Origin of the sequence: Desulfosalsimonas propionicica (assembly GCF_013761005.1) — a bacterium.
Lineage (GTDB): Bacteria > Desulfobacterota > Desulfobacteria > Desulfobacterales > Desulfosalsimonadaceae > Desulfosalsimonas > Desulfosalsimonas propionicica.
Window position 1 is genome coordinate 265,270 of the sequence record NZ_JACDUS010000002.1, and the last position, 24,553, is coordinate 289,822.

Annotated in this window: 19 protein-coding genes; 13 read left to right on the top strand and 6 right to left on the bottom strand. The window is 55.7% G+C overall.

Annotated elements, in window-relative coordinates:
• The first annotated feature begins 16 nt into the window (after positions 1-16).
• From lgt to HNR65_RS04580, 4 genes are all read left to right on the top strand, one after another.
• Positions 17-781 (top strand): prolipoprotein diacylglyceryl transferase, encoded by a 765-nt coding sequence (gene lgt / locus HNR65_RS04565; RefSeq protein ID WP_181550282.1) that lies wholly within the window; start codon positions 17-19, stop codon positions 779-781.
• A gap of 9 nt (positions 782-790) precedes the next feature.
• Positions 791-2,101: a DNA polymerase III subunit delta gene (gene holA, locus HNR65_RS04570; RefSeq protein ID WP_181550283.1), complete on the top strand. Its 1,311-nt coding sequence runs from the start codon at positions 791-793 to the stop codon at positions 2,099-2,101.
• Positions 2,088-4,985, top strand: a complete 2,898-nt coding sequence (locus HNR65_RS04575) for a DEAD/DEAH box helicase (RefSeq protein WP_181550284.1) — start codon at positions 2,088-2,090, stop codon at positions 4,983-4,985. Before holA ends, HNR65_RS04575 begins: the two co-directional genes overlap by 14 nt.
• A 284-nt stretch (positions 4,986-5,269) precedes the next feature.
• Entirely contained in the window at positions 5,270-5,884 is a 615-nt protein-coding gene (locus HNR65_RS04580) for a TetR/AcrR family transcriptional regulator (protein WP_181550285.1), read from the top strand.
• On the opposite strand, the gene HNR65_RS04585 is transcribed toward HNR65_RS04580, so the two are convergent.
• The 3 genes from HNR65_RS04585 to recJ all read right to left on the bottom strand — a co-directional run bounded on the left by HNR65_RS04585 (position 5,862) and on the right by recJ (position 9,153).
• On the bottom strand, positions 5,862-6,905 hold the full coding sequence (locus tag HNR65_RS04585) for a ribonuclease Z (protein ID WP_181550286.1): 1,044 nt from the start codon (positions 6,903-6,905) through the stop codon (positions 5,862-5,864). The genes HNR65_RS04580 and HNR65_RS04585 overlap by 23 nt on opposite strands.
• The gene (locus tag HNR65_RS04590) at positions 6,905-7,330 is read right to left on the bottom strand and encodes a hypothetical protein (RefSeq protein ID WP_181550287.1); all 426 of its coding nucleotides are present in this window, start codon (positions 7,328-7,330) and stop codon (positions 6,905-6,907) included. Before HNR65_RS04590 ends, HNR65_RS04585 begins: the two co-directional genes overlap by 1 nt.
• 83 nt (positions 7,331-7,413) lie before the next feature.
• Positions 7,414-9,153 carry a single-stranded-DNA-specific exonuclease RecJ gene (gene recJ / locus HNR65_RS04595; protein WP_181550288.1) on the bottom strand — a complete coding sequence of 580 codons (1,740 nt, stop codon included), beginning with the start codon at positions 9,151-9,153 and terminating at the stop codon, positions 7,414-7,416.
• A gap of 68 nt (positions 9,154-9,221) precedes the next feature.
• Here recJ and HNR65_RS04600 point away from each other — a divergent pair, with 68 nt between their 5' ends.
• The 9 genes from HNR65_RS04600 (at position 9,222) to aroC (ending at position 17,594) form a co-directional block, all read left to right on the top strand.
• A complete protein-coding gene (locus tag HNR65_RS04600; RefSeq protein WP_181550289.1) occupies positions 9,222-9,473 on the top strand; it encodes a DUF4911 domain-containing protein in 252 nt (83 codons plus the stop codon).
• Entirely contained in the window at positions 9,451-10,965 is a 1,515-nt protein-coding gene (miaB, locus tag HNR65_RS04605; protein ID WP_232364654.1) for a tRNA (N6-isopentenyl adenosine(37)-C2)-methylthiotransferase MiaB, read from the top strand. The genes HNR65_RS04600 and miaB overlap by 23 nt, the downstream gene beginning before the upstream one ends.
• Complete coding sequence (locus tag HNR65_RS04610) at positions 10,955-11,452, top strand: bifunctional nuclease family protein (RefSeq protein ID WP_181550290.1); 498 nt, start codon at positions 10,955-10,957, stop codon at positions 11,450-11,452. Before miaB ends, HNR65_RS04610 begins: the two co-directional genes overlap by 11 nt.
• Positions 11,453-11,965: 513 nt before the next feature.
• On the top strand, positions 11,966-12,769 hold the full coding sequence (locus HNR65_RS04615) for a 2-amino-3,7-dideoxy-D-threo-hept-6-ulosonate synthase (RefSeq protein ID WP_181550291.1): 804 nt from the start codon (positions 11,966-11,968) through the stop codon (positions 12,767-12,769).
• A gap of 28 nt (positions 12,770-12,797) precedes the next feature.
• Positions 12,798-13,793 carry a 3-dehydroquinate synthase II gene (locus HNR65_RS04620; protein ID WP_181550292.1) on the top strand — a complete coding sequence of 332 codons (996 nt, stop codon included), beginning with the start codon at positions 12,798-12,800 and terminating at the stop codon, positions 13,791-13,793.
• Entirely contained in the window at positions 13,793-14,644 is an 852-nt protein-coding gene (locus HNR65_RS04625; RefSeq protein WP_181550293.1) for a shikimate dehydrogenase, read from the top strand. Before HNR65_RS04620 ends, HNR65_RS04625 begins: the two co-directional genes overlap by 1 nt.
• A 43-nt stretch (positions 14,645-14,687) precedes the next feature.
• Complete coding sequence (gene aroA, locus HNR65_RS04630) at positions 14,688-15,950, top strand: 3-phosphoshikimate 1-carboxyvinyltransferase (RefSeq protein WP_181550294.1); 1,263 nt, start codon at positions 14,688-14,690, stop codon at positions 15,948-15,950.
• A complete protein-coding gene (locus HNR65_RS04635; RefSeq protein WP_181550295.1) occupies positions 15,950-16,471 on the top strand; it encodes a shikimate kinase in 522 nt (173 codons plus the stop codon). Before aroA ends, HNR65_RS04635 begins: the two co-directional genes overlap by 1 nt.
• A 37-nt stretch (positions 16,472-16,508) precedes the next feature.
• The gene (gene aroC, locus HNR65_RS04640) at positions 16,509-17,594 is read left to right on the top strand and encodes a chorismate synthase (protein WP_181550296.1); all 1,086 of its coding nucleotides are present in this window, start codon (positions 16,509-16,511) and stop codon (positions 17,592-17,594) included.
• Here aroC and HNR65_RS04645 read toward each other — a convergent pair.
• The 3 genes from HNR65_RS04645 to ppdK all read right to left on the bottom strand — a co-directional run bounded on the left by HNR65_RS04645 (position 17,558) and on the right by ppdK (position 24,311).
• The gene (locus tag HNR65_RS04645) at positions 17,558-21,100 is read right to left on the bottom strand and encodes a DUF748 domain-containing protein (RefSeq protein WP_435051285.1); all 3,543 of its coding nucleotides are present in this window, start codon (positions 21,098-21,100) and stop codon (positions 17,558-17,560) included. The genes aroC and HNR65_RS04645 overlap by 37 nt on opposite strands.
• A 77-nt stretch (positions 21,101-21,177) precedes the next feature.
• Entirely contained in the window at positions 21,178-21,378 is a 201-nt protein-coding gene (locus HNR65_RS17790; RefSeq protein WP_220128288.1) for a hypothetical protein, read from the bottom strand.
• A 221-nt stretch (positions 21,379-21,599) separates the two neighbouring features.
• Complete coding sequence (ppdK, locus tag HNR65_RS04655; RefSeq protein ID WP_181550298.1) at positions 21,600-24,311, bottom strand: pyruvate, phosphate dikinase; 2,712 nt, start codon at positions 24,309-24,311, stop codon at positions 21,600-21,602.
• Positions 24,312-24,553 lie beyond the last annotated feature (242 nt).

The window sequence follows — 24,553 nt, forward strand, 5'->3', positions numbered from 1 at the left end:
TTCTTTAAGGATAAATATGTTTCCGGTATTGTTTGAAATCGGGCCTGTGACCGTTTACACCTACGGTTTTTTCGTTGCCGCAGGTGCACTGGCCGCAATCGTGTTTGCCCGGGCCCAGGCCCGGCGCTGGGGTATTGATCCGGACCGGATCACGGATCTGTGCTTTTTTTTGGTCATTGCCGCAATTGTGGGCTCCAGGCTTTTTTACGTGGCCATCAACGGGGATTATTTTATTGCCAATCCCCTGGAAGTGTTTAAGATCTGGAGCGGCGGACTGGTGTTTTACGGCGGGTTTGTCGCGGCCTTGATGACCGCCGTGATTTTTATCCGCGCCCACGGCCTGCCGTTTTGGCTGACCGCAGATATAGCGGCCATGGCCGTGCCCCTGGGCCATGCCTTTGGCCGACTGGGCTGCTTTTTTGCCGGATGCTGCCACGGCAGCCAATGTGATTTGCCCTGGGCGGTGACATTTCACGATGCGCACTCCCTGGCGCCCTTAAACACACCAATACATCCAACCCAGTTGTATTCGGTCGCGGCCAATCTGGCCATATTCGGCCTGTTGTTGCTGCTTCGCTCCAAAAGGCGTTTTGAAGGCCAGTTGTTTTTGTACTATGTTCTGTTCTACGGCATTATCCGATCATTTATCGAAATTTTCCGGGGCGATGACCGGGGTGCGTTTCTGGCCGGCGTGCTTTCGGTGTCCCAGGTGATGGGATTATCTGCTGCGGCCGCAGCGCTTGTTTTGATGATCTGGATGCTGCAAAAACAAGGGAAATAAAGAGAGCCGATGAGTGAAATCAGCCACAGGCAAACAGGCCGCCACCTGGAGGCCTGCCAAAAAAACGGGTTTTCCCCGGTTTACCTGATATTCGGGGAGCCCTACCTGTGCCGGCGCGCCCGACAATCCATAGTCGAGGCGCTGATTCCCGATGAGCAGGCCCGCCAGGTGAGCCTGGAGGTATTTGATGCCGGAGAAGGGCAGGGTGCCAGTCAAGCGGTTGAAAGCGTTGGCACGTTTTCCTTTTTTTCGGGTCCCCGCGTGGTGGTATATGAAGGCCCGGTTTTGTTTGGCACAGGCGCCGGCCAGGGCGCGGAAACCAAAAGCCAGGGGGGCCAGGCTTCAAACGACGCCGCCATTTTCGAGGCGGCCGTGGAAAGAGGTTTTCCGAAGAATCACCACCTGATCATTGTCACTTTCAGGGCGGATAAACGAAAGCGGCTTTACAAGGCGGTTGCCGCGGCCGGCACGGTCATTAACTGCACGGTGGCAGCAGGCAGCCGCAAGGCGGACCTGGATGAGCAGCGGCAGGTTCTCCGGCAGCTGGCCGCCGAAACCCTCGGGCCACGGAAAAAAAAACTTGAGCCGGCCGCTTTTGAGCACATTTTTGATCTTACAGGGTTTGATCCCCGCAGTTTTGTCAACAACCTGGAAAAACTGGTCCTGTATACCGCGCAGCGGCCCAGGATAACAGCCGCGGATGCGGCAGAGGTTCTGGAAAAAACCCGGGAGGACCCCATATACCTGTTTACCGGGGCACTGGCTGAACGCCGGCCGGATCTGGCCCTGTATTATCTGGATTCCCTGCTGGCTTCCGGCTATCACCCCATGCAGCTTCTTGCCGCGGCCGCCAACCAGGTGCGCCGGATACTGGCGGTCAAAAGCTTTGTGGAAGACACCCCCGGCGGCAGCCAGTGGAAACCGTCCATATCTTTTGATCAGTTCAAGGCCCGGGTCCTGCCCCAGGTGACAGAGCATGACAAGGCGGTGGCCGCCTATGCTGTCCAGGCCTGGCAGGATCTTGAAATTGCCCCGGAATCCGGAAAGGACAAGCCTGGAACGGATATGGTCATTGCAAAAAATCCCAAAAATGCGTATCCGGTTTACCAGGTGTTTATCCAGGCAGACCGGTTTACCGGCCATGGGTTAAGCCAGGCCCTTGCCGCCATTGCCCGGGCGGATCTGGCCATGAAAAGCACGGGAACCTCACCCCGCGCCGTGCTTGAATTCCTGATATTTTCGGTTTTCGCCCCTGTGTCTGAATCGTCTGAAAAAACAAGTCCAATGACCGGCGACCATTTGTCCAATGCCAGATCATAGACAATCCGGCGGCATCCATGAATACGTGGAGGCGCTGAAAACTTCTGCGCGCCTGGGCAGCCAGGTAGTCTATCATACCCGTCTGGCGCAACAAAAAGCCAGATTCGCCGATTCCGGCAAAGAATCTGATCTTTCCGATCTTCTGGCGCAAATCGGCCTAGACGCCCTTTACAGTCATCAATACGAGGCCATTTCAATGATCCGCAACCGCGGCCACGTTGTGGTGGCAACGCCCACGGCCAGCGGCAAGACCCTGATCTACAACCTGCCGGTCATCGAGCGCATCCTGCAGGACAAAGATACCCGGGCCCTGTACTTGTTTCCGTTAAAGGCCCTGGCTCAGGACCAGTTGCGCACGTTTGTGGAGATGAGCGGGGGTTTTGCCGGTTTTTCGCCCACTGCGGCCATTTATGATGGGGACACCACGGCCTGGCGGCGCAAGAAAATCCGGGAAAATCCTCCCAACGTGATCATGACCAACCCGGAGATGCTGCATTTGACATTTCTGGCCCATCACGAGAAATGGGCCGGGTTTCTTTCCGGATTGCAGTTTGTGGTTATTGACGAGGTCCACACCTACCGCGGGATTCTGGGCTCGCACATGGCCCAGGTGCTGCGCCGGTTTCGCCGGATCTGCACGGAATATGGGGCTGATCCCGTGTTCGTGTTCAGCTCGGCCACCATCGGCAATCCCGGGGATCTGGCTTCGGCTTTAACCGGTCTGAATGTCAGGTCCGTGGAACAGGCCGGGGCGCCAGAGGGAAAACGGCACCTGGTGTTTATCAATCCTGTGGACAGCCCGGCGAGAACCGCCATTTTGCTGCTCAAGGCCGCCCTGCACCGGCAGCTTCGCACCATTGTCTACTGCCAGTCCAGAAAAATGACAGAACTGATTTCTCTGTGGGCCGGAAGCCAAAAAGGGGCCTATTCCGGCCGGATCAGCGCCTACAGGGCCGGGTTTCTGCCTGAGGAGCGCCGGGAAATCGAGCAGAAACTGGTCACCGGCGAGCTGCTGGCCGTGATTTCCACCAGCGCCCTGGAACTGGGAATTGATATCGGGGATCTGGACTTGTGCATTCTTGTGGGCTATCCCGGAACCGTCATGGCCACGCGCCAGCGCGGGGGCCGGGTGGGCAGATCCGGCCGGGATGCGGCCATTGTCATGATCGCCGGCGAAGATGCCCTGGATCAGTACATTATGCGCCATGCCGCAGACGTGGTCAACATGGCCCCGGAGTCGGCCATGGTCAACCCGGACAACGCCGACCTGCTGGAAAAGCACCTGGTGTGCGCGGCCGCTGAAAAGCCCCTGGCTGCAGACGACCCTGTGTTTCCCGAGAGCCGGGTGAAAGACAGCCTTGCCCGGCTGGTGCAAAGGGGGCATCTGCTGCGCTCCGAGGCCGGAGGGCTGTATTATGCCTCCCGCAAGCAGCCCCACCGTCATATTGACCTGCGGGGATCAGGCAGCCGGTATAACATCATTGACGGGAAAACCGGGGAAAACATGGGCGAGGTGGACGGCTTCCGGGCCTTCCGGGAAACCCATCCAGGGGCCGTATACCTGCACATGGGAACCAGCTTCCGGGTGGACCGCCTGGATCCGGAGACCAAGACGGTCACGGTGTCCCGGGCCAACCCCAACTACTACACCCGGGTGCAGGCAAGCAAGCAGACCGAAATTTTGGAGGAATACAGCCGCAAATCACTGGGTTCCACCTGGGTGGGGTTTGGCCGGCTGCGGGTCACAGACCAGGTCACAGGCTATGAGCGCCGGCAGATCCGCGACCAGAAGCGGATCAATATCATGGCCCTGGATCTTCCACCCCAGGTATTTGAAACCGAGGGGCTGTGGATTGCCATCCCGGCGAAAATCCAGGAAGAAACAGAAAGCGCGGAAATGCATTTCATGGGCGGCATCCACGCACTGGAACATGCGGCCATCGGCATCTGTCCGCTTCTGGTGCTGTGTGACCGCGACGATCTGGCCGGTATTTCCACCCCGTTTCACCCTCAGGTGCAGAGTGCGGCCGTGTTTGTCTATGATGCCTTTCCCGGCGGCATCGGCCTGTGCAAAAGCGCCTGGGCCCGTGCCGGGGATTTAATGGCACAAACATTAAAAGCCATTTCAGACTGTGAATGTGAATCCGGGTGTCCGGCATGCGTGCATTCGCCAAAGTGCGGCTCCGGAAACCGACCCATTGACAAGGATGCGGCGCAATTTATCATTGAAAGGCTCATGGAGAAAACGTCAATGAGAAATGCCGATCACGGCGGAGATCAGGATGTTCCAGGCCCTGCCATAACCACGGATTCCGGTCGGTCCGGGACCCCGCAATCGGTTTACGCCAACATCCGGCGCTACGGGGTTTTGGATATTGAAACCCAGAAAAGCGCTGAAGAAGTCGGCGGGTGGTCCCGGGCCGGTAAAATGGGTGTAAGCTGCGCGGTGCTCTATGACGCGCAAAAACACGATTTTGCGGTTTACCGGGACCATGAAATCGCGGCACTTATGGACCATATCACCGGCCTGGACCTGGTGGTGGGCTTTAACATCAAGCGTTTTGACTACCTTGTGCTCTCCGGATATGTGACCTTCTCCTGGCAGCAAATCCCCACCCTTGACATTCTTGAAGACGTCCACACCCGACTGGGCTACCGCCTGTCTCTGGATCACCTGGCGCGGGTCAGCCTGGGGGCGCAGAAAAACGGAGACGGGCTGCAGGCCCTTGCCTGGTGGAAACAGGGCCGGGTAGATGAGATCATTGCATACTGCAAAAAAGATGTGGAAATCACCCGGGACCTGTTTTTGTTCGGCTGTAAAAATGGCTATCTCTTGTTTGAAAACAAGGCCGGCAACCGGGTTCGCCTTCCGGTAAACTGGTAAAAACCCATTCTTTTTCCGCCAACTTCCTGTTGCAAATTTTTAAGTTTGTGATATAGTTGTTTGCTTATGGTTTTTGCCGGCTATTTTTTAGCCGGTTATCGCAGGGGCTGAAATGTCTGTAGATCCATATTTTCGGCACCCGGTTCAAGAAAAACAGCCGGATCAATTTCCAACCAATAAAAAGAAATGCAAAAAACGTTGTTTAGATAAACAAACTATGATAATTTGAAAAACAGGATTTTTTGTTCAAACCAGTTATCTGATAGATTCCAAGGAAGTTAAAAATGCCCGAGAAATCAACATTTGAACAATTACGAGAGGATGAGAGGGAAGTCCGCAAGCGTCTGATTATTGAAGCGGCAATGGAGTTGTTTGAGGAAAAGTCCTTTCATGAAATCGGCATGCGCGATATCGCATTAAAGGCCGGGGTTTCGGCAGCCTCCATATACCGTTATTTCCCGAGCCGGGATGATCTGTTCGTGGAAGCCCTGATCCGGGATATCAACAATATTGAAAAAAGGCTCAGGGATCGGGTGGATAACGGCGGCAACATGGAGGAACTGGCCATTGCCGTGGTGGATTATCTGGTTGAAAACGAGGCCACTTTTCAAATGATGGTCCATTTCATGATCCGCGGGGAGTTAAACCCCCAGGCGCTGAAAAAGTTCAACAGTGTCCAGCGTTACTTTCTCAAGATGTTTTCCAAGGTGGTGGAGCAGACGGACGGCTCGGAGCAGTTTCGCTTAAATGCCCAGGCTTTTTTTGCGTCCCTGGCCGGCGTGGTGCTGACCTACAGAAATTACCCGGGCCGCACGGCTGAAGAAAAACGAAAGGCCATTCACCGGCTGGCGCTGATGATCATGCACCAGGGGGAGTTCAACGAGATGGAAACCGATTGAAAGGCTCTCCGGTTCCGGCCGTTTTCCAGGCCTTTCTGGCCTCCTGCTCGACCCGGTCCCGGTTTTCTGAGTAGCGGGGGGAGAAGTGAAACAGGGTAAACCGCCGTGCCCCGGCCCGGGCGGCAATCCGGCCTGCCGCAGCCGCGGTGAGATGTTTTTTGCGCCGGGCAAGGTTGCGGTCTTCATCCAGGAAGGCCGCTTCAATAAACAAGTGATCCGCATCCATGGCCAGAGAAATTATTTTTTCCGTGTTTTGTTCATGGCCTGCCGCATCGGTGATATAGGCGATTTTGTGTCCTTTTGTGACAACGGCCAGCCGGTCTGTCAGCTCCCCTATAGAAAATCGGGTTTGTGCGTTTTTTGGCGCGTATTGCCGGGGGATTTCAAACAGGCTCTCCGGGTCGGATTCGGCATACAACGCCTGCTTGAACGCATAAAGCCAGGGGCCGGGCGCAAATCCCATTTCCTGAAGTATTTCCCTGCGGATGTTAACGCTGAATCGCTCCTTTATCGCATATCCCATGCACGCAATATCATGATCCAAAATGGCCGCATCTACGGAAAAAGCCGGTTCAGCGTGAATTGTCCGGGATTGAAGGTGCCGGGTGGCATAATCCTGCGGGACAAACCGGCTGCTGCAGTCAAAGATGCAGCTGACCAGTTCATTTTTGCGGATCTCGGTTGCGGTGATCCGAAGCGGGTTTTGATAGTTTTCCACCAGGTTCCAGGTGTAGGCGGAAAGCCGTGCCGCCATTTTTTCGATAAATCCTTCCGGGCCAAAGGTGTGCAATACCTTGTTTCTGCCCAGGCAGATGCGTAGAATCCGGTCAAAGCCGATAAAATGATCCATGTGGGTATGGGTGATAAACACGTGGGTGATTTTCAGGATATCTCTGGCTGACAGGGCGGAAAGGTCACCGGTGTCTATCAGCAGGGCCCGTTTTTCATAAAAAAACGGAACAAACAGGCCGGGATCTCCGGCCGGGTCATTTACCAGGCGGGGATTGAACAGCGGCGGCATCAGGTCATGAGGTGGCGGATCACCGGGCGGTGGATGCAGGCATAGATCTCTTCATCAGAGCCGTAAATGTCGATGATATCCGGGTGCTTGATGAGCTGCTCGATCACAAAGGCCGTGACGTAGAGGGTCACCACATGGGGGTTGGCCACCAGGTTGCGCATGGGGGCGATCTGGAAGTCAATGTCAAAATCATCTGCGCGCGAAAGCCTTTCCAGGCAGTATTCCAGCTGCTCGCGCACCGCATGGGCGTTGTTGGTCTCCACCAGGCGGTTTTCCAGAAGCTTTGCGGAAATGGCATTGGCAAGGGCCCCGACCACTTCTCCCACGGCGTGGATGGCCCGGCGCCGCTCGTATTCCTTGGATGTCTCAATGCGGGAAATCAGGCGCGACTCCCCGCTGTTCTCCGGTCGAAATCGTTTGGACATAACCGATTCCCTTTTTTATGAGGTTTTGAAAAAATAATAGATTTGCATCATAAAGCCATACCCGTTGGATTTCAAGAAAAAACTCAGGAGTTGACGATTTGCGGAGTTTCAGCGGTTTCCTCGATGATCAGCTGCAGATCTTTTTTGCCGTTGTAATAATTCCAGCGAAGTCGGAAGGCGATCCAATTCAAATGCCGGGGCATGGACTGTTGCGGGTCAATATTAAACCACACTGCAGGAAATGTCTTTTTTGCTCTGGATTCGGGCTGGCGCAGCATCAATCGCAGGTGCCGGCCGCCAATGATCTTTGAGAAAACCACTTCCACGTCTTTTGTGGCAAACAATGGCTCCGGGTTCTGTTCCCCGAAAGGCTCCAGGCCGGCGAGCTCGTCTGCAAGGGTTTCAGTAAGGGCATCAAAAGATATCTCGCAGTCCACCGGCAGTTGGGCGGAAAATGCCGATTCCGGGCAGCAGTCCCGTATCCGGCCGGCAAATTGGGTGCAGAAATCCTGAAACTGCCCGGGCCGGGCCGAAAGACCGGCTGCCATGGCATGGCCGCCAAAGTTTTCAAGATAGCCGGAACACGCAGACAGATGCTCGTATAAGTCAATGCCGGGCCGGCTTCTGGCCGATCCTTTCAACATGTCCGTACCTGCGGCAAACAACACAACCGGCCGGCAGTACTTGTCTGCCAGACGTGAGGCCACAATGCCGAGCACGCCGGGATGCCAGTCCGCATCAGCCAGAACCAGGGCTTTTTGGTCAAGCAGTTGCGGCGATTGTTCCAGATAGAGTTCAATGCGGCGCAGAATCCGGGCCTCGACATTCTGGCGCTCAGTGTTTAGGTTATGGACGTGTCGGGCAAGAGAGCCGGCCTTTTCTTCATCATCTGTTGTCAGTAGTTCCACGGCAATGCGGGCATGTTCCATGCGGCCGGCGGCATTTAAGCGCGGGCCCAGGCGAAAAGCCAGGTCCTCGGCTTCCAGGGCGGGCTTGGTGATGCCGCAGACCTCCACAAGCGCCCGGATGCCGGGGCGCGGACTGTTGTTGATGCTTTGCATGCCGATTTTTGTAATAATCCGGTTTTCATGGATCAGGGGCACGATGTCGGCAATGGTGCCAAGGGCCACCAGGTCACAGATTTCCTTTAAATTCGGCTCAGGGATTGTTTTGAAAAACCCCTTTTCCCGCAAAAGCTTGCGAAGGCCCAGAAGCAGGGCAAAGGCCACGCCCACCCCGGCCAGGTGCTCCAGGCCGGCATCACAGTCGCCTCTTTTGGGGTTGACCACCGCACATGCCGGCGGGATGTCGGCAATGTCGTGATGGTCTGTGACAATAACATCAATGCCGGACTGAGCGGCCCGGGCCACGGCCGGCCGGCCTGAAGAGCCGCAGTCCACGGTCACGATCAGCTCCGCACCCAGGGGTGCGGCCACATCGTTGATGTGTTCGGGCTTTAAACCGTATCCTTCGTCGATTCTGTGGGGGATGTGAAAATGCACATCCGCGCCCGCCCGGCGCAGAAAATCCACCATGATGGTGGTGGCGGTAATGCCGTCCACGTCATAGTCGCCGAATACCAGGATGCGCTGGTTTTCGCAAACAGCTCCGGCCAGGCGCAAAACCGCCGTGTCCAGGTCCTTTAACGCAAACAGAGATTCAATGTCGGCAAGGGAGGGATTTAAAAACCGCGCGGCTTTTTCGTCCGAATCCATTTCCCGGTTGACCAGCACCGCGGCGGTCACCGGGTGGCATCCGAGCCGGCGGCAAAGCCGGCGCACCAGGCGCTGGTCGGGTTGTGCAATGACCCATGTCTTATCCATGCCGCCGGTATAACGCACCCGGTTTTATATTGCAAAGTGAAAAAGGCAAGTGCTATGATTGATCTCAAATGACAGCGCATCCCGGCATATACCGCACCACAACCCGGCATTTGAAAGTCGAGCGCCGGGATATCTGTTTTCTCAAATTCATATTTGAAGCCTATGAAGGCATTGCCGTGCTTGAAACCATAAACGGCAGATCCGGACACGTGGCCCTGCACACCGCCCCGGGGTGCGAGGACATGGTGGCCGGCATCCTCATGGACCTGGCCCGGCAATGCCGGATGGAAGATATCAATGGAACACAAACGCAGGAATAATGCAGCAATGGCCCGGCAAAAACCCAAACACGTAATGATCCAGACCCTGGGCTGCCAGATGAATGTCTATGATTCCGAAAAAATGGAACAGACCCTGGCGGAAATGGGATATGCGCCCGTGGATTCGCCCTCGAAGGCGGATCTGGTGATTGTCAACACCTGCGCCATCCGGGAGAAGGCCGAGCAGAAGGTCATGAGCTCGGTGGGCCGGCTTTGCGGGATCAAGCGCAGAAGGCCGCACATGGCCATTGCCGTGGCCGGTTGCGTGGCCCAGTACCAGAGCGAAAAAATTTTCAAAAGATTTGATGGTGTTGATCTGATTCTGGGCACAAGAGTGATCCACCGGCTGGCTGATCATGTGCGCGCCCTGGAGCAGAGGCACGGCCGGATTGTGGATGTTGAAATGCCGGATAAGAACGCAGACAAGACAGGTACTGAGCCGGAAATCCGCATACCCCAAAACCCGGAACCCGCGCCTGTCAATCCTGCCCCGCCCCGTCCGGATTCCGGCGTATCCCGGTTTGTGACCATCATGCGCGGGTGTGACAATTTCTGCGCCTATTGCGTGGTGCCCTACGTGCGCGGCCGGGAAACCAGCCGCCGGCCCGAAGACATCATCAGCGAGGTGGGCGACTGCGTGGATGCCGGCGCCCGGGAGATCACCCTGCTGGGCCAGAATGTCAATTCCTACGGTAAGAAAGAGGGGTTGTGCACATTTGCCGAACTGCTCGACCGGGTTAGCGAAATCAGCGGCCTGGAGCGCATCCGGTTTGTGACCTCCCATCCCAAAGATCTGTCTGACGAACTCGTGACGGCATTTTCCCGGCTTGACAAGCTGTGCAACCATATTCATCTTCCTGTACAGTCAGGGGCAAACCCGGTGTTAAAACGCATGAACCGCAAATATACCCGGGAAATGTATCTGGAGCGGCTGGGAAAACTCCGCTCGGTGCGCCCGGATATCGCTGTGACAAGCGATTTTATCGTTGGCTTTCCCGGCGAGACACCAGATGATTTTGAAATGACCCTGGATCTTCTCAGAATAGTTGAATTTGATACCCTGTTTGCATTTGAATACTCAGACCGGTCCCTGGCCCCGGCCCGGCGGTTTTCCCCCAAGATCGATGATGAGCAAAAGCATCACCGCCTGCGCCAACTGCTGGACTGCCAGGCGCAGATCACCCGCCGGATTTATGCGGGCCTTGCCGGGCAGAGCGCCAGGGTGCTGGTGGAGGGTTTCAGCAAGCGAAGCCGGCAGATGGATTTACAAGGCACAGACCATGAAATTGAAATGTCAGGCCGCACATCTGAAAACCGGATTGTGAATTTCAGCGTTGACCCGCGGCACGGCAGCCCGGAAAATTTAGTGGGAAGGCTGGTTGATGTCGTCATTGAAAGGGCGTGCGCCAATTCATTGAAAGGTGCCATGACAATACCTGAGGCGCCGGTGGTGGGTGCCATAACCAAGGGAGGAAAAACCCATGCTGCATGAAATGACAGTGGCAGGACTGGCTGTTGACCCGTCCTCCAACGCGCCGATACTGATATTGAACTCAAAGGATGAAGAGTTTTCCGTACCCATCTGGATCGGGTTGATGGAGGCCGCAGCCATCGCTTCTGTGCTGCAGAACATCGAATTTGACCGGCCCATGACCCATGATTTGTTCCGCAACTTCATCGAGCAGGCCGGTGTCAGCGTGCCCCGCATCGAAGTCAGTGATTTGCGGGAAAACACCTTTTACGCCAAAATTATGTGCAACGCAAAAGATGGCGAATTTGTGGTGGATGCCCGGCCCAGCGACGCCATTGCCCTGGCCCTGCGCTTAAAGGCCGACATTTACGTGGATGACGTGGTGGTGCAGCAGCTCAAGGTTAAAAACGGCGAATACGAAGTGGCCGACAACAGCGACCAGGGACAGAAATGGGCCGAATACCTTGAGAATTTGTCTCCTGAAGATTTTGGCAAATACAAGGTTTGATGGGCCTGTAAAATACAGGCCGTTTTAAGTTTTAAGTGTTAAGTTTTAAGTAAGATACACACGTAAAAAGTTTGATTATAAATGGTGTCGTAAAAAAAGACTTGACAAAAGGATTTGAATCAGAAAGATTGTTTTCCCGCAGGCGCACAATTTTTTATGAATTGAAATTATGATGCGCTCATAAAAAGTTAATTTCCAGATGGCGCCGTAAAAAGCTTTTTACGGTGCCATCAAATTATAGAAAGCAATGCACATGGCAGACACATACACTGGCAGCACCTGGCTTTATTACGGCTATTATTTTTATTTTTACGCCACGGGTCTGCCGGTAGCGCGCTGATGCGAGTTTGATTCAAAAAATCGTTTAAAAGCCGCGGGCAGACCCGAAACTGCCCGCGGCTTTTTTTGTTTAAAAAGGCCGTGGAGAAAAAAATCCTTCACGGCCTTTTTTGTTTTCCGGCGCATCTGTCAACCGGACAAAAACTTATCATCATTTTACAGGAGGACCCAGTCATGACCATTATCGGCAAGCACATCCGCATGGAACGCATCATGGACAGAAATTCGGGCCGCACTATTATCGTGCCCATGGACCACGGGGTGTCAGTGGGGCCCATTGACGGGATCAAGGACATCAAAGGCGCGGTTGCCACCGTGGCCGAGGCCGGGGCCAACGCCATTGTAGAGCACAAAGGGCTTGTGGGCGCAGGCCACCGCCGGGGGGGATCGGACATCGGCCTGATCGTTCATTTGTCCGCCTCCACGAGCCTGTCTCCGTTTCCTCATTCCAAGACCCTGGTCTGCAGCGTGGAAGAGGCCATCAAACTGGGCGCGGATGCCGTGTCCATCCATGTCAACATCGGCGATCACCAGGAAAAGGAAATGCTAAACGATTTCGGCCGGGTGGCTGCAGAAGCCCGCACCTGGGGCCTGCCGCTTCTGGCCATGGTTTACCCCCGGGGCGAGAAGATCCAGGACGAATACGACGTATCCGTGGTCAAACATGCCGCCCGGGTGGGGTGTGAAATGGGCGCAGACATTGTCAAGGTCTCTTACACCGGCTCCACCGAGTCTTTTCGTGAAGTGGTGGACGGTTCCACCGTGCCGGTGATCATTGCCGGGGGCGCGAAAATGGATTCTGACCGCGATATTCTGGAAATGGTGAAAAGCTCTGTGGAGGCCGGCGGCGCCGGAGTGTCCATCGGCAGAAACGTGTTTCAGCACGCAGCCCCTGCAAAGCTCATCCAGGCCATGTCAACCATCATCTTTCATGACGGCACCGTGGAAGAGGCCCTGGCCGTACTGGGCAAGGCATAGAAACCATTTTAAAGGGGGCGTGCAAGCCATGAAAAAAACCATCTGGGTCAAAGTGGATCCGTGGGACAAGGACCTTGTCACCACCGCGCTTGAAGGGGGCGCTGACGGGGTGATCATCCCTGAAGGATATGCAGATCAGGCCAGGTCCCTGGGCCGGATTCTGACCATTTCCGAAGACGGGGATTTGCAGATCGGCAAGGATGTGGTGTATTATACGGTCTGCAGCGGAGAAGACGAAGAAGAGATCGCTCAGCTGGCCCGGGACCGCCAGGTGATTCTTACCTGTACGGACTGGACCGTGATTCCCCTGGAAAACCTTATTGCCCGGGGGGCAAAGGTGATTGCGGAGGTGCAGAGCCTCACCGAGGCCCAAACCGCATTTGCCATTCTTGAAAAAGGCGTGGATCACATTTTGTATGTGCCCGCAGACGCCGCTGATCTCAAAAAGGCCCTTTCCGTGCTTACCGGCCAAACCGAAACAATCGGCCTGGAAACTGCAGAAATTACGGAACTGCGGCCCGTGGGAATGGGCGACCGGGTCTGTGTGGACACCTGCACGGAAATGGCCCCGGGCCAGGGCATGCTGGTGGGAAACAGCAGTTCGGCCCTGTTTCTGGTGCATGCCGAAAGCATCTCCAATCCGTACGTGGCCCCGCGCCCGTTTCGGGTCAATGCCGGGCCGGTACACGCCTACACCCGGGTGCCCGGGGGAAAGACCCGGTATCTGTCCGAGCTGGCTGCAGGCGATGAGGTGGTAATCGTGGATTTCCAGGGAAAAACTTCAGTGGGTGTTGTGGGGCGGCTCAAGATTGAAAAGCGGCCCCTGATGCTGGTAAGAGCAAAAATCGGCGACCGGGAGATCACCACCATCGTCCAGAACGCGGAAACCATCCGGCTCACGGATCCGGATGGCAGTCCCGTGTCAGTTGCCGTGTTAAAGGCAGGCGACCGGGTGCTTGCGGCAACAGAGGATTCCGGCCGGCATTTTGGAATGAAAATCGAAGAAACCATTACGGAGAAATAATGAACCAGGCATCCCGACATCCGGTTTCAATTGACGCAGCCACTGAAGTCTACGGTGTGATCGGCCACCCGGTGGCCCACAGCAAAAGCCCGGTCATGCACAATCAGGCCTTTGCCGAAACCGGGCATCCAGGGGTATATGCGGCCTTTGATGTTATGGATGTGGCAGGTGCAGCAGCCGGAATCCGGGCTTTGGGCATACGGGGTGTGAGCGTTACCATTCCCCACAAGGTGGCTGTCATGGCTTATCTGGATGAAATCCATGATCAGGCCAGGGAAATCGGTGCGGTCAATACCATTGTAAACAACAGCGGCCGGCTCATCGGGCATAACACCGACGGTTACGGTGCGGTGCAGGCGCTGCTGGATCACACCGAAATAAGAGGCAAAACCGTTGTCGTGCTCGGCGCCGGGGGCGCGGCCAGGGCAGTGGGCCACGGGCTTTGCAGCCAGGGTGATACCCGGGTGATTTTCGCCAACCGCACGGAAAAAAAAGCCCGGCACATGGCCCGGGACCTGGGGGCTGAATTTGTGCCAATGGGGGATCTGGAAAACAGCCGGTTTGACATTCTGGTCAACACCACGCCCGTGGGCATGCATCCGCAAGCACAGGCCATGGCCGTATCCGAATCTGTTTTGCGCCCGGGTCTGGTGGTCATGGACATTGTCTACAACCCCCTTGAAACCCTGCTGCTTAAACAGGCCCGGGATTGCGGCTGCACGGTCATCAACGGAGTGGGGATGTTTGTTTACCAGGGCGCGGCCCAGTTTGCCCTGTGGACCGGCCTTGAGCCGCCAGTTGACCAAATGCGCCAGGCGGTTTACGACGCCTTAAACCCTATTGACAATTGACCCGTTTATGGATTTAATGTTTACCTTGAAAGAATCCGACAATATGCGCCCTGTAAAATGTGCTGACAAAATCGATGCGGATATAACCGTGCCCGGCTCCAAAAGCTATAGCCACCGCACGGCCATAGCTGCTGCGCTGTCAAACGGCAAATCCTTTATTTACAATTATTTAAACAGCCAGGACACAAGTTATACTTTAACTGCAATTGCACAACTGGGCATAAAAATTGAGCATCAGGATGATTATATTGTCATCCACGGCCAGGCAGGGCGGTTTGATCCAGGCCCGAAATCCATTTATTTAGGCAATTCCGGCACTTCCATGCGCCTGCTCACGGCTGTGGCCGCACTTGGCCAGGGGCCTTATCGGCTTTCCGGAACTGAGCGGATGCATGAGCGGCCCATTGGCGAACTGCTGGCTGCCCTGGAAAAAACCGGTGCTTCGGCCCGGAGTGTTCACGAAAACAACTGCCCGCCGGTGGAAATCAAAGGCGGGGACCGGATTTTGGCAGCCGGCACGCAAATCGACTGCTCCCGGAGCAGCCAGTACCTGTCGGGCCTTCTGCTCATGGCCCCGTGCACCCAAAACGGCATGGACATCCATGTCACCCATGGACCGGTTTCCAAACCCTACGTGGACATGACCCTGGATATCATGGCCCGGTTTGGCATCCAATTTGAAAGACAGGGGTTTGCCTGTTTTCACGTGCCCGGCGGCCAAACCTATGAGGCCGGCACATACACGGTTGAGCCCGACTGCTCCCAGGCGGGCTATTTCTGGGCGGCAGCCGCCATAACCGGCGGACGTGCCCGGGTTTTGGGCATTGACCGTCAGACCCGGCAGGGAGATATCCGGTTTGTTGATGTTCTCGAAAAAATGGGATGCAGTGTTTTCACGGATTCAAGGGGCATCACGGTCACCGGCGGCGAGCTCACGGCCGTGGATGCGGACATGGGCGACATGCCCGACATGGTGCCCACCCTGGCTGTTGTGGCCGCATTTGCCAGAGGCACCACCACCATCTGCAACGCTGCCCACCTGCGGACCAAGGAAAGCGACCGGCTGGCTGCGGTGGCGGCTGAACTGGAAAAAATCGGGGTGGCCGCCCGGGCCACAGACGACGGCCTTGTGATCACCGGCCCGCCCGCTCGCGGGGCCCAAATTGCCACCTATGACGATCACCGCATTGCCATGAGCTTTGCCGTGGCCGGCCTGGCCGTGCCCGGCATCACCATAGCCGACCCGGACTGCGTTAAAAAATCCTTTCCGGATTTCTGGGAGGTTTTTGAAGGGCTGTATTTATAGTGAATATCTATCTGATCGGATACCGGTGCACCGGCAAGACTTCTGTGGGCAGATGCCTGGCAGATTGTCTGGACATGGCATTTACCGATGCGGACGAAATTTTTGAACACCAGAACAAAACCAGCATTTCGGATTTTGTGGTCCAAAACGGCTGGGAAGCGTTTCGCAGCACAGAAGCCCAAATCCTGGCCGATCTGTCCTGGCAGACCGGATTGGTGGTGGCCACCGGCGGCGGCGTGGTTTTGCGGCAGCAAAACGTTTCTGCCATGCAAAAATCCGGCATTGCCGTCTGGCTCACAGCCCGGCCCGAAACCATTGTTTCACGTATGCAGGCCGATCCTGCAACCGGTTCCCGGCGCCCGGCCTTTGGCTCGGATCCGGTGTTTCAGGAGGTGATCAAAACCCTGGATCAGCGAACACCGCTGTATAAAAACGCATGCTGGATTGAAATTTCAACCGATGACAAGGACACTGACCGGATCTGCCATGATCTGGTTTCCCGGATAAAGATCAGATCATGATCTGGTTTCCCGGATAAAGATCAGATAAGGAGCACCTATGGCCGGCAATACCTTCGGAACCCTGTTTAAAGTCACCACCTGGGGCGAATCCCACGGCCCGGCTGTGGGCGCGGTCATCGACGGATGCCCGCCCAAAATTTGTCTCACCGAAACTTTCATCCAGGAAATGATGGACCGCAGAAAACCCGGTCAAACCAAAACCGGCACAGCCCGCCGCGAGGCTGATCAGGCAAGGATTTTATCCGGGGTGTTTGAGGACCAGACCACGGGCACATCCATCTGTCTTCTCATCGAAAACAAGGATGCCCGGTCAGATGCATACAAACCCTATGCAGACCTTTACCGGCCCGGGCACGGGGATTTCACCTACCAGGCCAAATACGGCATCCGGGACTGGCGGGGCGGGGGACGGGCATCAGCCCGGGAGACCGCCGCACGGGTGGCGGCCGGGGCCGTGGCTGCAGCGCTTTTAAACCAACACAACATCCGGGTTATGGCCTATACCCGGGCCCTTGGCGGCATTGAATGCAGGGATTTTGACCCTCAGGCCATCGGGCAAAACCTGTTTTGTGCACCGGATATGAAAGCGGCCGCAAAAATGGAAAAGCGGGTGGACGAAGTGAAAAAAGCCGGGGATTCCCTTGGCGGCATCGTGGAGATCCGGGTATCCGGTGTGCTTGCGGGCCTTGGCGAGCCGGTTTTTGACAAGCTGGATGCAGACCTGGCCAAAGCCTTGATGAGCATCGGCGCGGTCAAGGGCGTTGAAATCGGTGCCGGGTTTGCCGCCGCCGCCATGACCGGATCGGCCCACAACGATCCCATCACCCCGCAAGGGTTTTTGTCCAACAATGCCGGCGGCATCCTTGCCGGGATCTCAAGCGGTCAGGACCTGGTGATGCGCGCGGCCGTCAAGCCCATTGCCTCCATTGCCATGGAGCAGAACACAGTGGATCAAACCGGCAGTCCCAGGCAGATTTCCGTAAAAGGCCGCCACGATATCAGCGCCATTCCCCGGGTCAACGTTGTCTGCGAAGCCATGGTCTGCCTGGTCCTGGCCGATCATCTGCTGCGGCAGAAAATCCTTGATCACTCCGCCTCCAGCTCAAATTCCACCCGGGGCTGATCGGCGATTTTTGGACTTTCCATAAACACCCGGCCGGCCTCAATGCGGTCGTCTGCCAGAAGGGCGCTTTGAACCCGGCTGCCGCGCTGAACGGCCAACTGCCGCAGTCTTGTATCCGGAATTTCAATGGTTTGCTTAAACGCCGCTTCCATATCCGGAACTGACATGTCCTTTATTTCAATGTCCGCGCTTTTACAGAGCTTTTTGAGGATTTTTTCATATTCCTCTTCCGAAAGCAGCTCTGCATCCGTGCCTTTTTCGGCAATGACCAGCTCTTTTAGCTTTTGCTGCTGAAACGCCTCCCGGTCTTTTTGTCTATCTGCACCCGGCCGCACCAGCAGCCGCAGGCTGGGCCGATCATAAAGGGCCGTGGCCAGATTGACCAGCTTTTCCTGACCCTTGTCGGTCAGCTCGGCGCTGCCCGGTGCGAAATCCACAAAGCTCAACTCTTCGGCCCCGGGCACCAAAGAGGCCAGGGCGGAAAACGGAGATGTGACCAGCCGCTTTAACAAATTGACAAACGCGTCAAAAATCACCCCTCCGAGCCGGAACTGCGGATTGCCCATATCGCCTTCCACAGGCACGTTTAAGTCAATGCGGCCGGCCCGGTCCCGCAGCAGGGCCAGGGCCAGTTTCAACGGCAGACTGATGGCATCGTCGCTTTGCACCTTGTTTCCCAGGTAAAACTGGTCCAGGCGCACCTGATTTTTGCCGTCAAGCTTTAAGGAATCCACCTGATAGCCCAGATCCAGGTGCAGTTTTCCCTTCTGGATTTCATATCCCAGGTATTTTCCGAAATAGGGCGTAAACATGGGCATTTCAATGTTTTCAAAGCTGACATCGGTCAGGGTCATGGCTTTGGGGGACAGGGGCCGGATCTTGCCGCTAACGGAAAAAGGCGACCGGCCGTCTAATTGACCGTTTACAGTAAAGTCCGTGACATTTTCCGGATCCAGCTCCACATCGGAAATACTGGCATCCATGGGCGAAAGCCGGGTGGCAAAGGGAGGGGAAACCGTTTTATCAAAAAAGGCCAGTTCGCCCGCCTGCATTTCAATTTTTCGGATATCGGCCTGAAAAGACGGCTTGCCGGATAGCTGTCCGTCACCGGCGCCGGCCGGCGCATCTTTTCCAGAGGCGTTTTTCCCATCTGCCCGGGCGGCATCTGCTGCCTCGTCTGTATCCCCGCTATCGCCTGAATCGCCTCCGGCCAGCGCGGGCGGAAATATGCGGCCGTCTTGTTCAAAACCAAAGGTGAGCACCGGCTTTTGAAGCAGCACCCGCTCCAGTGCCACAGTCGTAACATCGGCGGACTCTGCCCGGATATTTTCAAACCCGAGCCGATCAAATGTGAAAAACGGCCTTCCGGACTCCGGGTCTGCTGCAGCAAAATCCTCGATCCGGGCCTTGCCCTGAAACCGGGTTTGGCTATTATCGCCTGTCTGCGCTTCCACACTCCCCGAGAGATTCACACGGCCGCCCTGGATATCTGCCCCGTAGGGCGCAGCCAGCGGACCGGCACCGGCCAGGGCCAGATCCGTGAGCTGAAAATCAAAAACCGCGCCTTCCGGATCCAGGCGGAAACCTGAAACATGCGCATTGATCGGGTTCAGACGGCCGGCGATTTCCGGGGAAACTGTCTGGTCAGTGAAGACAACCCCGCCGTTTTTCAGATCAACACGGTTGACTGTGACTTCGTAGCCAGGCGCTTTTGTCCGGCCGCCTTCATTTTCCCCGGCCTCGGATTTTTGTTCAGCCGTATCCGAATTTGGTTTTTTCTGCCTATCTGAGGCGCTGTTTTCACTGTTTTTTCCCGCCAGCAGGGACGGCAGCAGCCGGCCGTCCGGCCCCAGGCCGGCGGCAAACTGCGGCTCCTGGATTAAAATCCGGTCCAGGGAAACCAAAAGCTGATCCGCCATTTCCGCCTGGATGTCTTCAAATCCCAGGCGCGCAAATTTCAGAAAATTGTTTCCGGTTTTTGGATCTGTTGCTGTAAAATCGTCAATCCGGGCTTCGCCTGTATATTTTGCCAAAAACCCGTCAGGGGTGATGCCGGCTTCCACACTGCCGGCGGCATGCACAATCCCCTTTTGAATATCTGCGCCAAAGTCTTTGGCGTACGGGGCCGCACCCGCCAGATCCACTTCGCTGATCCTGAAATCAAAGTCGGCTGACACGGGATTGACCTGAAAGGCGCCCTGGGCTGAGACAATGCCGGGACGGGCAAGGGAGGCAAAGGACCATTCGGTTAAATGATCCTGCTGCAGGGTCATATCATAGAGCCGGATGGTAATGCCGTCAAGCCCCAGGGAAACCGGTTCTTTGGGCACGGCATCCGTGTATGCCGCGCTGTAGCCGCTGACGCTGATCATACCCAGATGCACGTTCCAGGGGTCAGGGGAGGGCACTGGTTTTGTTTTTTCCGGCGGTGGATCTGTATCGCTTCCGTTTGCCGATCCGGAGCCGGCTGTGAGTTTGGAAAAATTCAGTGTCCCGTTTTGCGCCCGCTCGCACAGGATTTTTCCGCCCCGGGTGGAGATGTTTTTGACATCCACAGACCGCTTTTCGGGATTGACCCGGATCCCCGAGAGGCTGAATTTGTCAATATTCAAAGCCGCATTGCCCGTATCCGGATCACGGATCAGAAGCGAGCGGATGCGAAGCTGCCCTTTTTCCAGCAATGGGTTTTCCGAAACAGGGGAGGGCTGGGGATAAATAATGTCTCCGGACACATCCAGGCGGCCGTCTGCGATCTCAAGGCCAATGAAATCCTGGTAAAACGGGGCATAATGGGCTACAGACAGATTTTCCGCGTCAATCCGCGCCTCGGCAGACAGGGGAAACAGCCCCAGACGCCCGCTTGCGGCAATGGTTTCCTTCTCCCGGGACTGCAGGCGAATTTCCAGATCCGCCATGGCATTGGCCTCACTGCTCAGGTTGTCCACGGAAACCGAAACCGACTCAACGGTGGTGTCAAACCCGGCTGATTGATCCGCAAACACCACCTGACCGTCTGTGAGACGCAATGACGCAACGGAAAAATAAACCGGGCTGCCGCCGTCTTCCGGATCCGCGGCTTGCTCTTTTTCATCCGCTCCGTCACCGCCGGCCAGATCCGAAAAATTAAAACTCCCGTCTGCCCGGCGGACCAAGTGTACGCGGGGCGCCTTGATCTCAACCGATTTGATCACCGCTCCCATTTTGACCGCAGAGGCCAGCTGCACATTGACAGCCGCCTGATCGGCTTCCAACAGGGCCTCTCCGTTATTCTGCACCACGGCCAGGCCGTTTACAGCCGCCCGAAACGTAAACGGATTGAAATCAATGTCTGCGATTGTGACTTTAGCGTTTAGTGCATCGGAAACCACGGCCGGCAGCTTCTTCTGGGCCACAATGGGCAGGATTACAAAACCGGCAATTGCGTAAACTGCCACAATGCCGCCGGCAATCCAGCAAGCCAGCCGCAACCAGGACCAACGACGGGGAGAAGAAGATGATTTTTCCATGGGTTAAAATAACCAAACTGTTTGAGGTTGCAGCAAAAATCCGGACACATTGAATAACTGGACATTGTTACTGCGATTCAAATTTTTCTGCAGTCTTTAATCGCCTGATCAATGTCATTGGCATCAATGCCCTGAGCCTTGAGTTTACTTCCCACACACTGCCATAGATCATCTATATACCACTCAGGGACCCTGAATTCTTTGGTCGTATCAGTCCATAGTTGAACAGCCTCTTTAATATTGCTTAACGCCGATTCCTCGGTTGGACCATGCGCCATGCATCATGGCAGCTCCGGCACGTCAGCAACAAACGCCTTGTCCTCATTGCTCCAGTAAATAACGATTTCGTATTTATGCATTTATAAATACCCGCTGTTTCTTATATTCATACGCATTTTTTCAGTATGATGCAACCACGTACAAAGTGTTCCGGCCCACGTAAAAACCCCCTCCTGCAAGCAGAAGGGGGTTTTGGGGGAGGGGGGAAAGTATAAAAAAATCAGTTTTCTTCTTCCACAGCCGCCTGGGCTGCCGCCAGCCGGGCAATGGGCAGACGGTAGGGCGAGCAGCTCACATAATCAAACCCCGCCCTGTGGCAGAATTTCACAGACGGCCCATCACCGCCATGCTCGCCGCAAATGCCCACCTTGAGATCCGGCCGGGTGGTGCGCCCCTTTTTCACCGAGTCCTCGATCATGGGGGCAATGCTCTCCATGTCCAGTGTCTGAAAAGGATCTCTGGGCAGGATGCTGCGGTCCAGGTATTCGTTCATAAAGGTGACCATGTCATCGCGGGAAAACCCGAATGTCATCTGGGTGAGATCATTGGTGCCAAAGGAGAAAAACTGCGCGGTCTGCGCCATTTGATCAGAGAGCATGGCCGCCCGCGGAATTTCGATCATGGTACCGAAATCATAATCGATTTTATCAATTCCCGCGGCCTGAACCACGTCTTCGTAAACCTGGTCCACGATTTGCTTCATGATATCGAGTTCTTTGACATCACAGGTCACCGGGATCATGATTTCAGGCCTGGGTTTTTTGCCCGCCTTGATCAGTTCGGCTGCGGCCTGCAGAATGGCGCGGATCTGGGCTTCTGCGATTTCCGGGTAGGTGATGCCCACGCGAACGCCCCTGTGGCCCATCATGGGGTTGGATTCCCGCAGGGCGTTGCTGCGCTTGATCACGGTTGCCACATCAATATTTAGGGCTTCTGCCAGCCGTTTCTGGTTTTCCTCGCTGTGGGGGACAAACTCGTGCAGCGGCGGATCCAGCAGCCGGATGGTCACGGGCCGGTCATCTAAAATTTCCAGGGTTTCCTTGATATCGTCTTTGACATGGGGAAACAGTTCATCCAAAGCCGCCCGGCGTTCGTCTTCGTTCACGCTCAAAATCATCTTGCGCAGCAGAAACAGCGGCTTTTCCGATCCCTTGCCGTAAAACATGTGCTCGGTGCGGTACAGCCCGATGCCCTCTGCGCCGAACTCCTTGGCCAGCTTCACGTCCTCTGCGGTTTCCGCGTTGGTGCGGACCTTTAGCTTGCGGTATCGGTCCACAATGGCCATGAAATCCTTTAAACGCGGGTTTTCCGTGGCATCGATCATGGCCAGCTCGCCTTCGTACACATAGCCCTTGGTGCCGTTTAAGGTAAAGACATCGCCTTCCTTAAAAGTCTTGCCGTTTGTGGACACGGTGCGCTGCTGAAGGTCGATCTTGAGGTTGCCCGCGCCCACAATGCAGCACTTGCCCCAGCCCCGGGCCACCAAGGCCGCATGGCTGGTCATCCCGCCACGGGCGGTCAAAATCGCCTCTGCCGCGCGCATGCCCTCAACATCCTCGGGGTTGGTCTCCTCGCGCACCAGGATTACATGCTTGCCTTCCCTGTACCATTTCACCGCATCATCTGAAGTAAACACGATTTGGCCGAACGCCCCGCCCGGGCCGGCGGGCAGGCCCTCTGCAATGGGGGTGGCCTTTTTTTCCGCTTCCGGATCCACCAGGGGATGGAGCATTTCGTTTAACTGATCCGCGGACACGCGGGTGACAGCGAGTTTTTCGTCAATCAGGTTTTCGGCCAGCATGTCCATGGCCATATTCAGCGCGGCCATGCCCGTGCGTTTACCCACCCGGGTCTGGAGCATGTAGAGCTTGTTTTCCTGGATGGTAAACTCAATGTCCTGCATATCCTGGTAATGGGCCTCAAGCTTGTTTCGCACATCCACGATTTCTTTGTAGGTATCGGGCATGGCCTCTTCCAAAGAGGGCAGGTGCTTGTTCTGCTCGCTTTTGGTATCCATGTTTAGGGGATTGGGGGTGCGGATGCCGGCCACCACGTCCTCGCCCTGGGCATTGGGCAGCCATTCCCCGTAAAATTTGTTTTCCCCGGTGGCCGGGTTGCGGGTAAAGGCCACGCCGGTTGCCGAGGTATCGCCCATGTTGCCGAATACCATACTCTGCACATTACATGCGGTTCCCCATTCATCCGGGATGCCCTCGATTCTGCGGTAGGACACGGCCCGCTTGCCGTTCCAGGATTTAAACACCGCACCAATGGCCTGCCAGAGCTGCTCCTTGGGATCATCGGGAAACTCGCTTCCCAGCACTTCTTTGATCTTTTTCTTGAACTTTTCAGACAGCTCCTTGAGATCATCAGCGCTAAAATCCGTGTCCCCCTCATAGCCTTTCTGCTCTTTGATCTCATCCATGATATTGTCGAGCTGGGCCCGGATCTCTTCGCCCTCGTCCGGCTCGATACCCTCGGCCTTTTCCATGACCACGTCGGCAAACATCTGGATCAGCCGGCGGTAGGCATCCCACACAAACCGCTCATTTCCGGTTTTTTCAATCAAGCCTGGAATGGTCTTTGTGGTCAGGCCCACGTTTAACACGGTTTCCATCATCCCGGGCATGGATTTTCTGGCCCCGGACCGGCAGGAGACCAAAAGCGGGTTTTCCGGGTCCCCGTATTTCATGCCCATGAGCTTTTCGGTTTTGGCAAGAGCCGCTTCCACTTCCTGCTCCATGCCTTCGGGATAGTCGCCGTGCTTCATGTAATACACACAACCATCCGTGGAAATGGTAAAGCCGGCCGGAACCGGCAGGCCGATGCGCGCCATCTCAGCTAAGTTGGCACCCTTGCCGCCAAGCAGATTTTTCTGTGCCCCGCGCCCCTCCGCGGTTCCTTCGCCAAAAGTGTAAACATACTGGGTCATGGTGGATAACTCCTTTTTTATCTGAAATTAAATCAATAATGGAAAAAACCAATGTCCAGGAGTCGGAAACCGCCACGCATCAAATCCGGTGCGATCCCCCATGCTGATTCAAATATATAGTGAGAATAGGCAAATACAAATGAAAATTTAACTATATAGCGATAAAACCGCAGATCAGTCAAGGAAAAATTGGCAAACCCCGGCTGTTTTCAGCCATTAAAAACCGAAAATACAGGGTATTG

Coding starts and splice junctions, on each gene's coding strand:
- HNR65_RS04625 (WP_181550293.1), top strand. CDS start 13,793: ATGAACCAGGCATCCCGACATCCGGTTTCAATTGACGCAGCCACTGAA.
- HNR65_RS04585 (WP_181550286.1), bottom strand. CDS start 6,905: ATGCCGCCGCTGTTCAATCCCCGCCTGGTAAATGACCCGGCCGGAGAT.
- recJ (WP_181550288.1), bottom strand. CDS start 9,153: ATGGATAAGACATGGGTCATTGCACAACCCGACCAGCGCCTGGTGCGC.
- HNR65_RS04645 (WP_435051285.1), bottom strand. CDS start 21,100: ATGGAAAAATCATCTTCTTCTCCCCGTCGTTGGTCCTGGTTGCGGCTG.
- HNR65_RS04590 (WP_181550287.1), bottom strand. CDS start 7,330: ATGTCCAAACGATTTCGACCGGAGAACAGCGGGGAGTCGCGCCTGATT.
- ppdK (WP_181550298.1), bottom strand. CDS start 24,311: ATGACCCAGTATGTTTACACTTTTGGCGAAGGAACCGCGGAGGGGCGC.
- HNR65_RS04600 (WP_181550289.1), top strand. CDS start 9,222: ATGACAGCGCATCCCGGCATATACCGCACCACAACCCGGCATTTGAAA.
- HNR65_RS04620 (WP_181550292.1), top strand. CDS start 12,798: ATGAAAAAAACCATCTGGGTCAAAGTGGATCCGTGGGACAAGGACCTT.
- HNR65_RS04610 (WP_181550290.1), top strand. CDS start 10,955: ATGCTGCATGAAATGACAGTGGCAGGACTGGCTGTTGACCCGTCCTCC.
- aroC (WP_181550296.1), top strand. CDS start 16,509: ATGGCCGGCAATACCTTCGGAACCCTGTTTAAAGTCACCACCTGGGGC.
- HNR65_RS04580 (WP_181550285.1), top strand. CDS start 5,270: ATGCCCGAGAAATCAACATTTGAACAATTACGAGAGGATGAGAGGGAA.
- lgt (WP_181550282.1), top strand. CDS start 17: ATGTTTCCGGTATTGTTTGAAATCGGGCCTGTGACCGTTTACACCTAC.
- holA (WP_181550283.1), top strand. CDS start 791: ATGAGTGAAATCAGCCACAGGCAAACAGGCCGCCACCTGGAGGCCTGC.
- HNR65_RS17790 (WP_220128288.1), bottom strand. CDS start 21,378: ATGGCGCATGGTCCAACCGAGGAATCGGCGTTAAGCAATATTAAAGAG.
- HNR65_RS04575 (WP_181550284.1), top strand. CDS start 2,088: ATGCCAGATCATAGACAATCCGGCGGCATCCATGAATACGTGGAGGCG.
- miaB (WP_232364654.1), top strand. CDS start 9,451: ATGGAACACAAACGCAGGAATAATGCAGCAATGGCCCGGCAAAAACCC.
- aroA (WP_181550294.1), top strand. CDS start 14,688: ATGCGCCCTGTAAAATGTGCTGACAAAATCGATGCGGATATAACCGTG.
- HNR65_RS04615 (WP_181550291.1), top strand. CDS start 11,966: ATGACCATTATCGGCAAGCACATCCGCATGGAACGCATCATGGACAGA.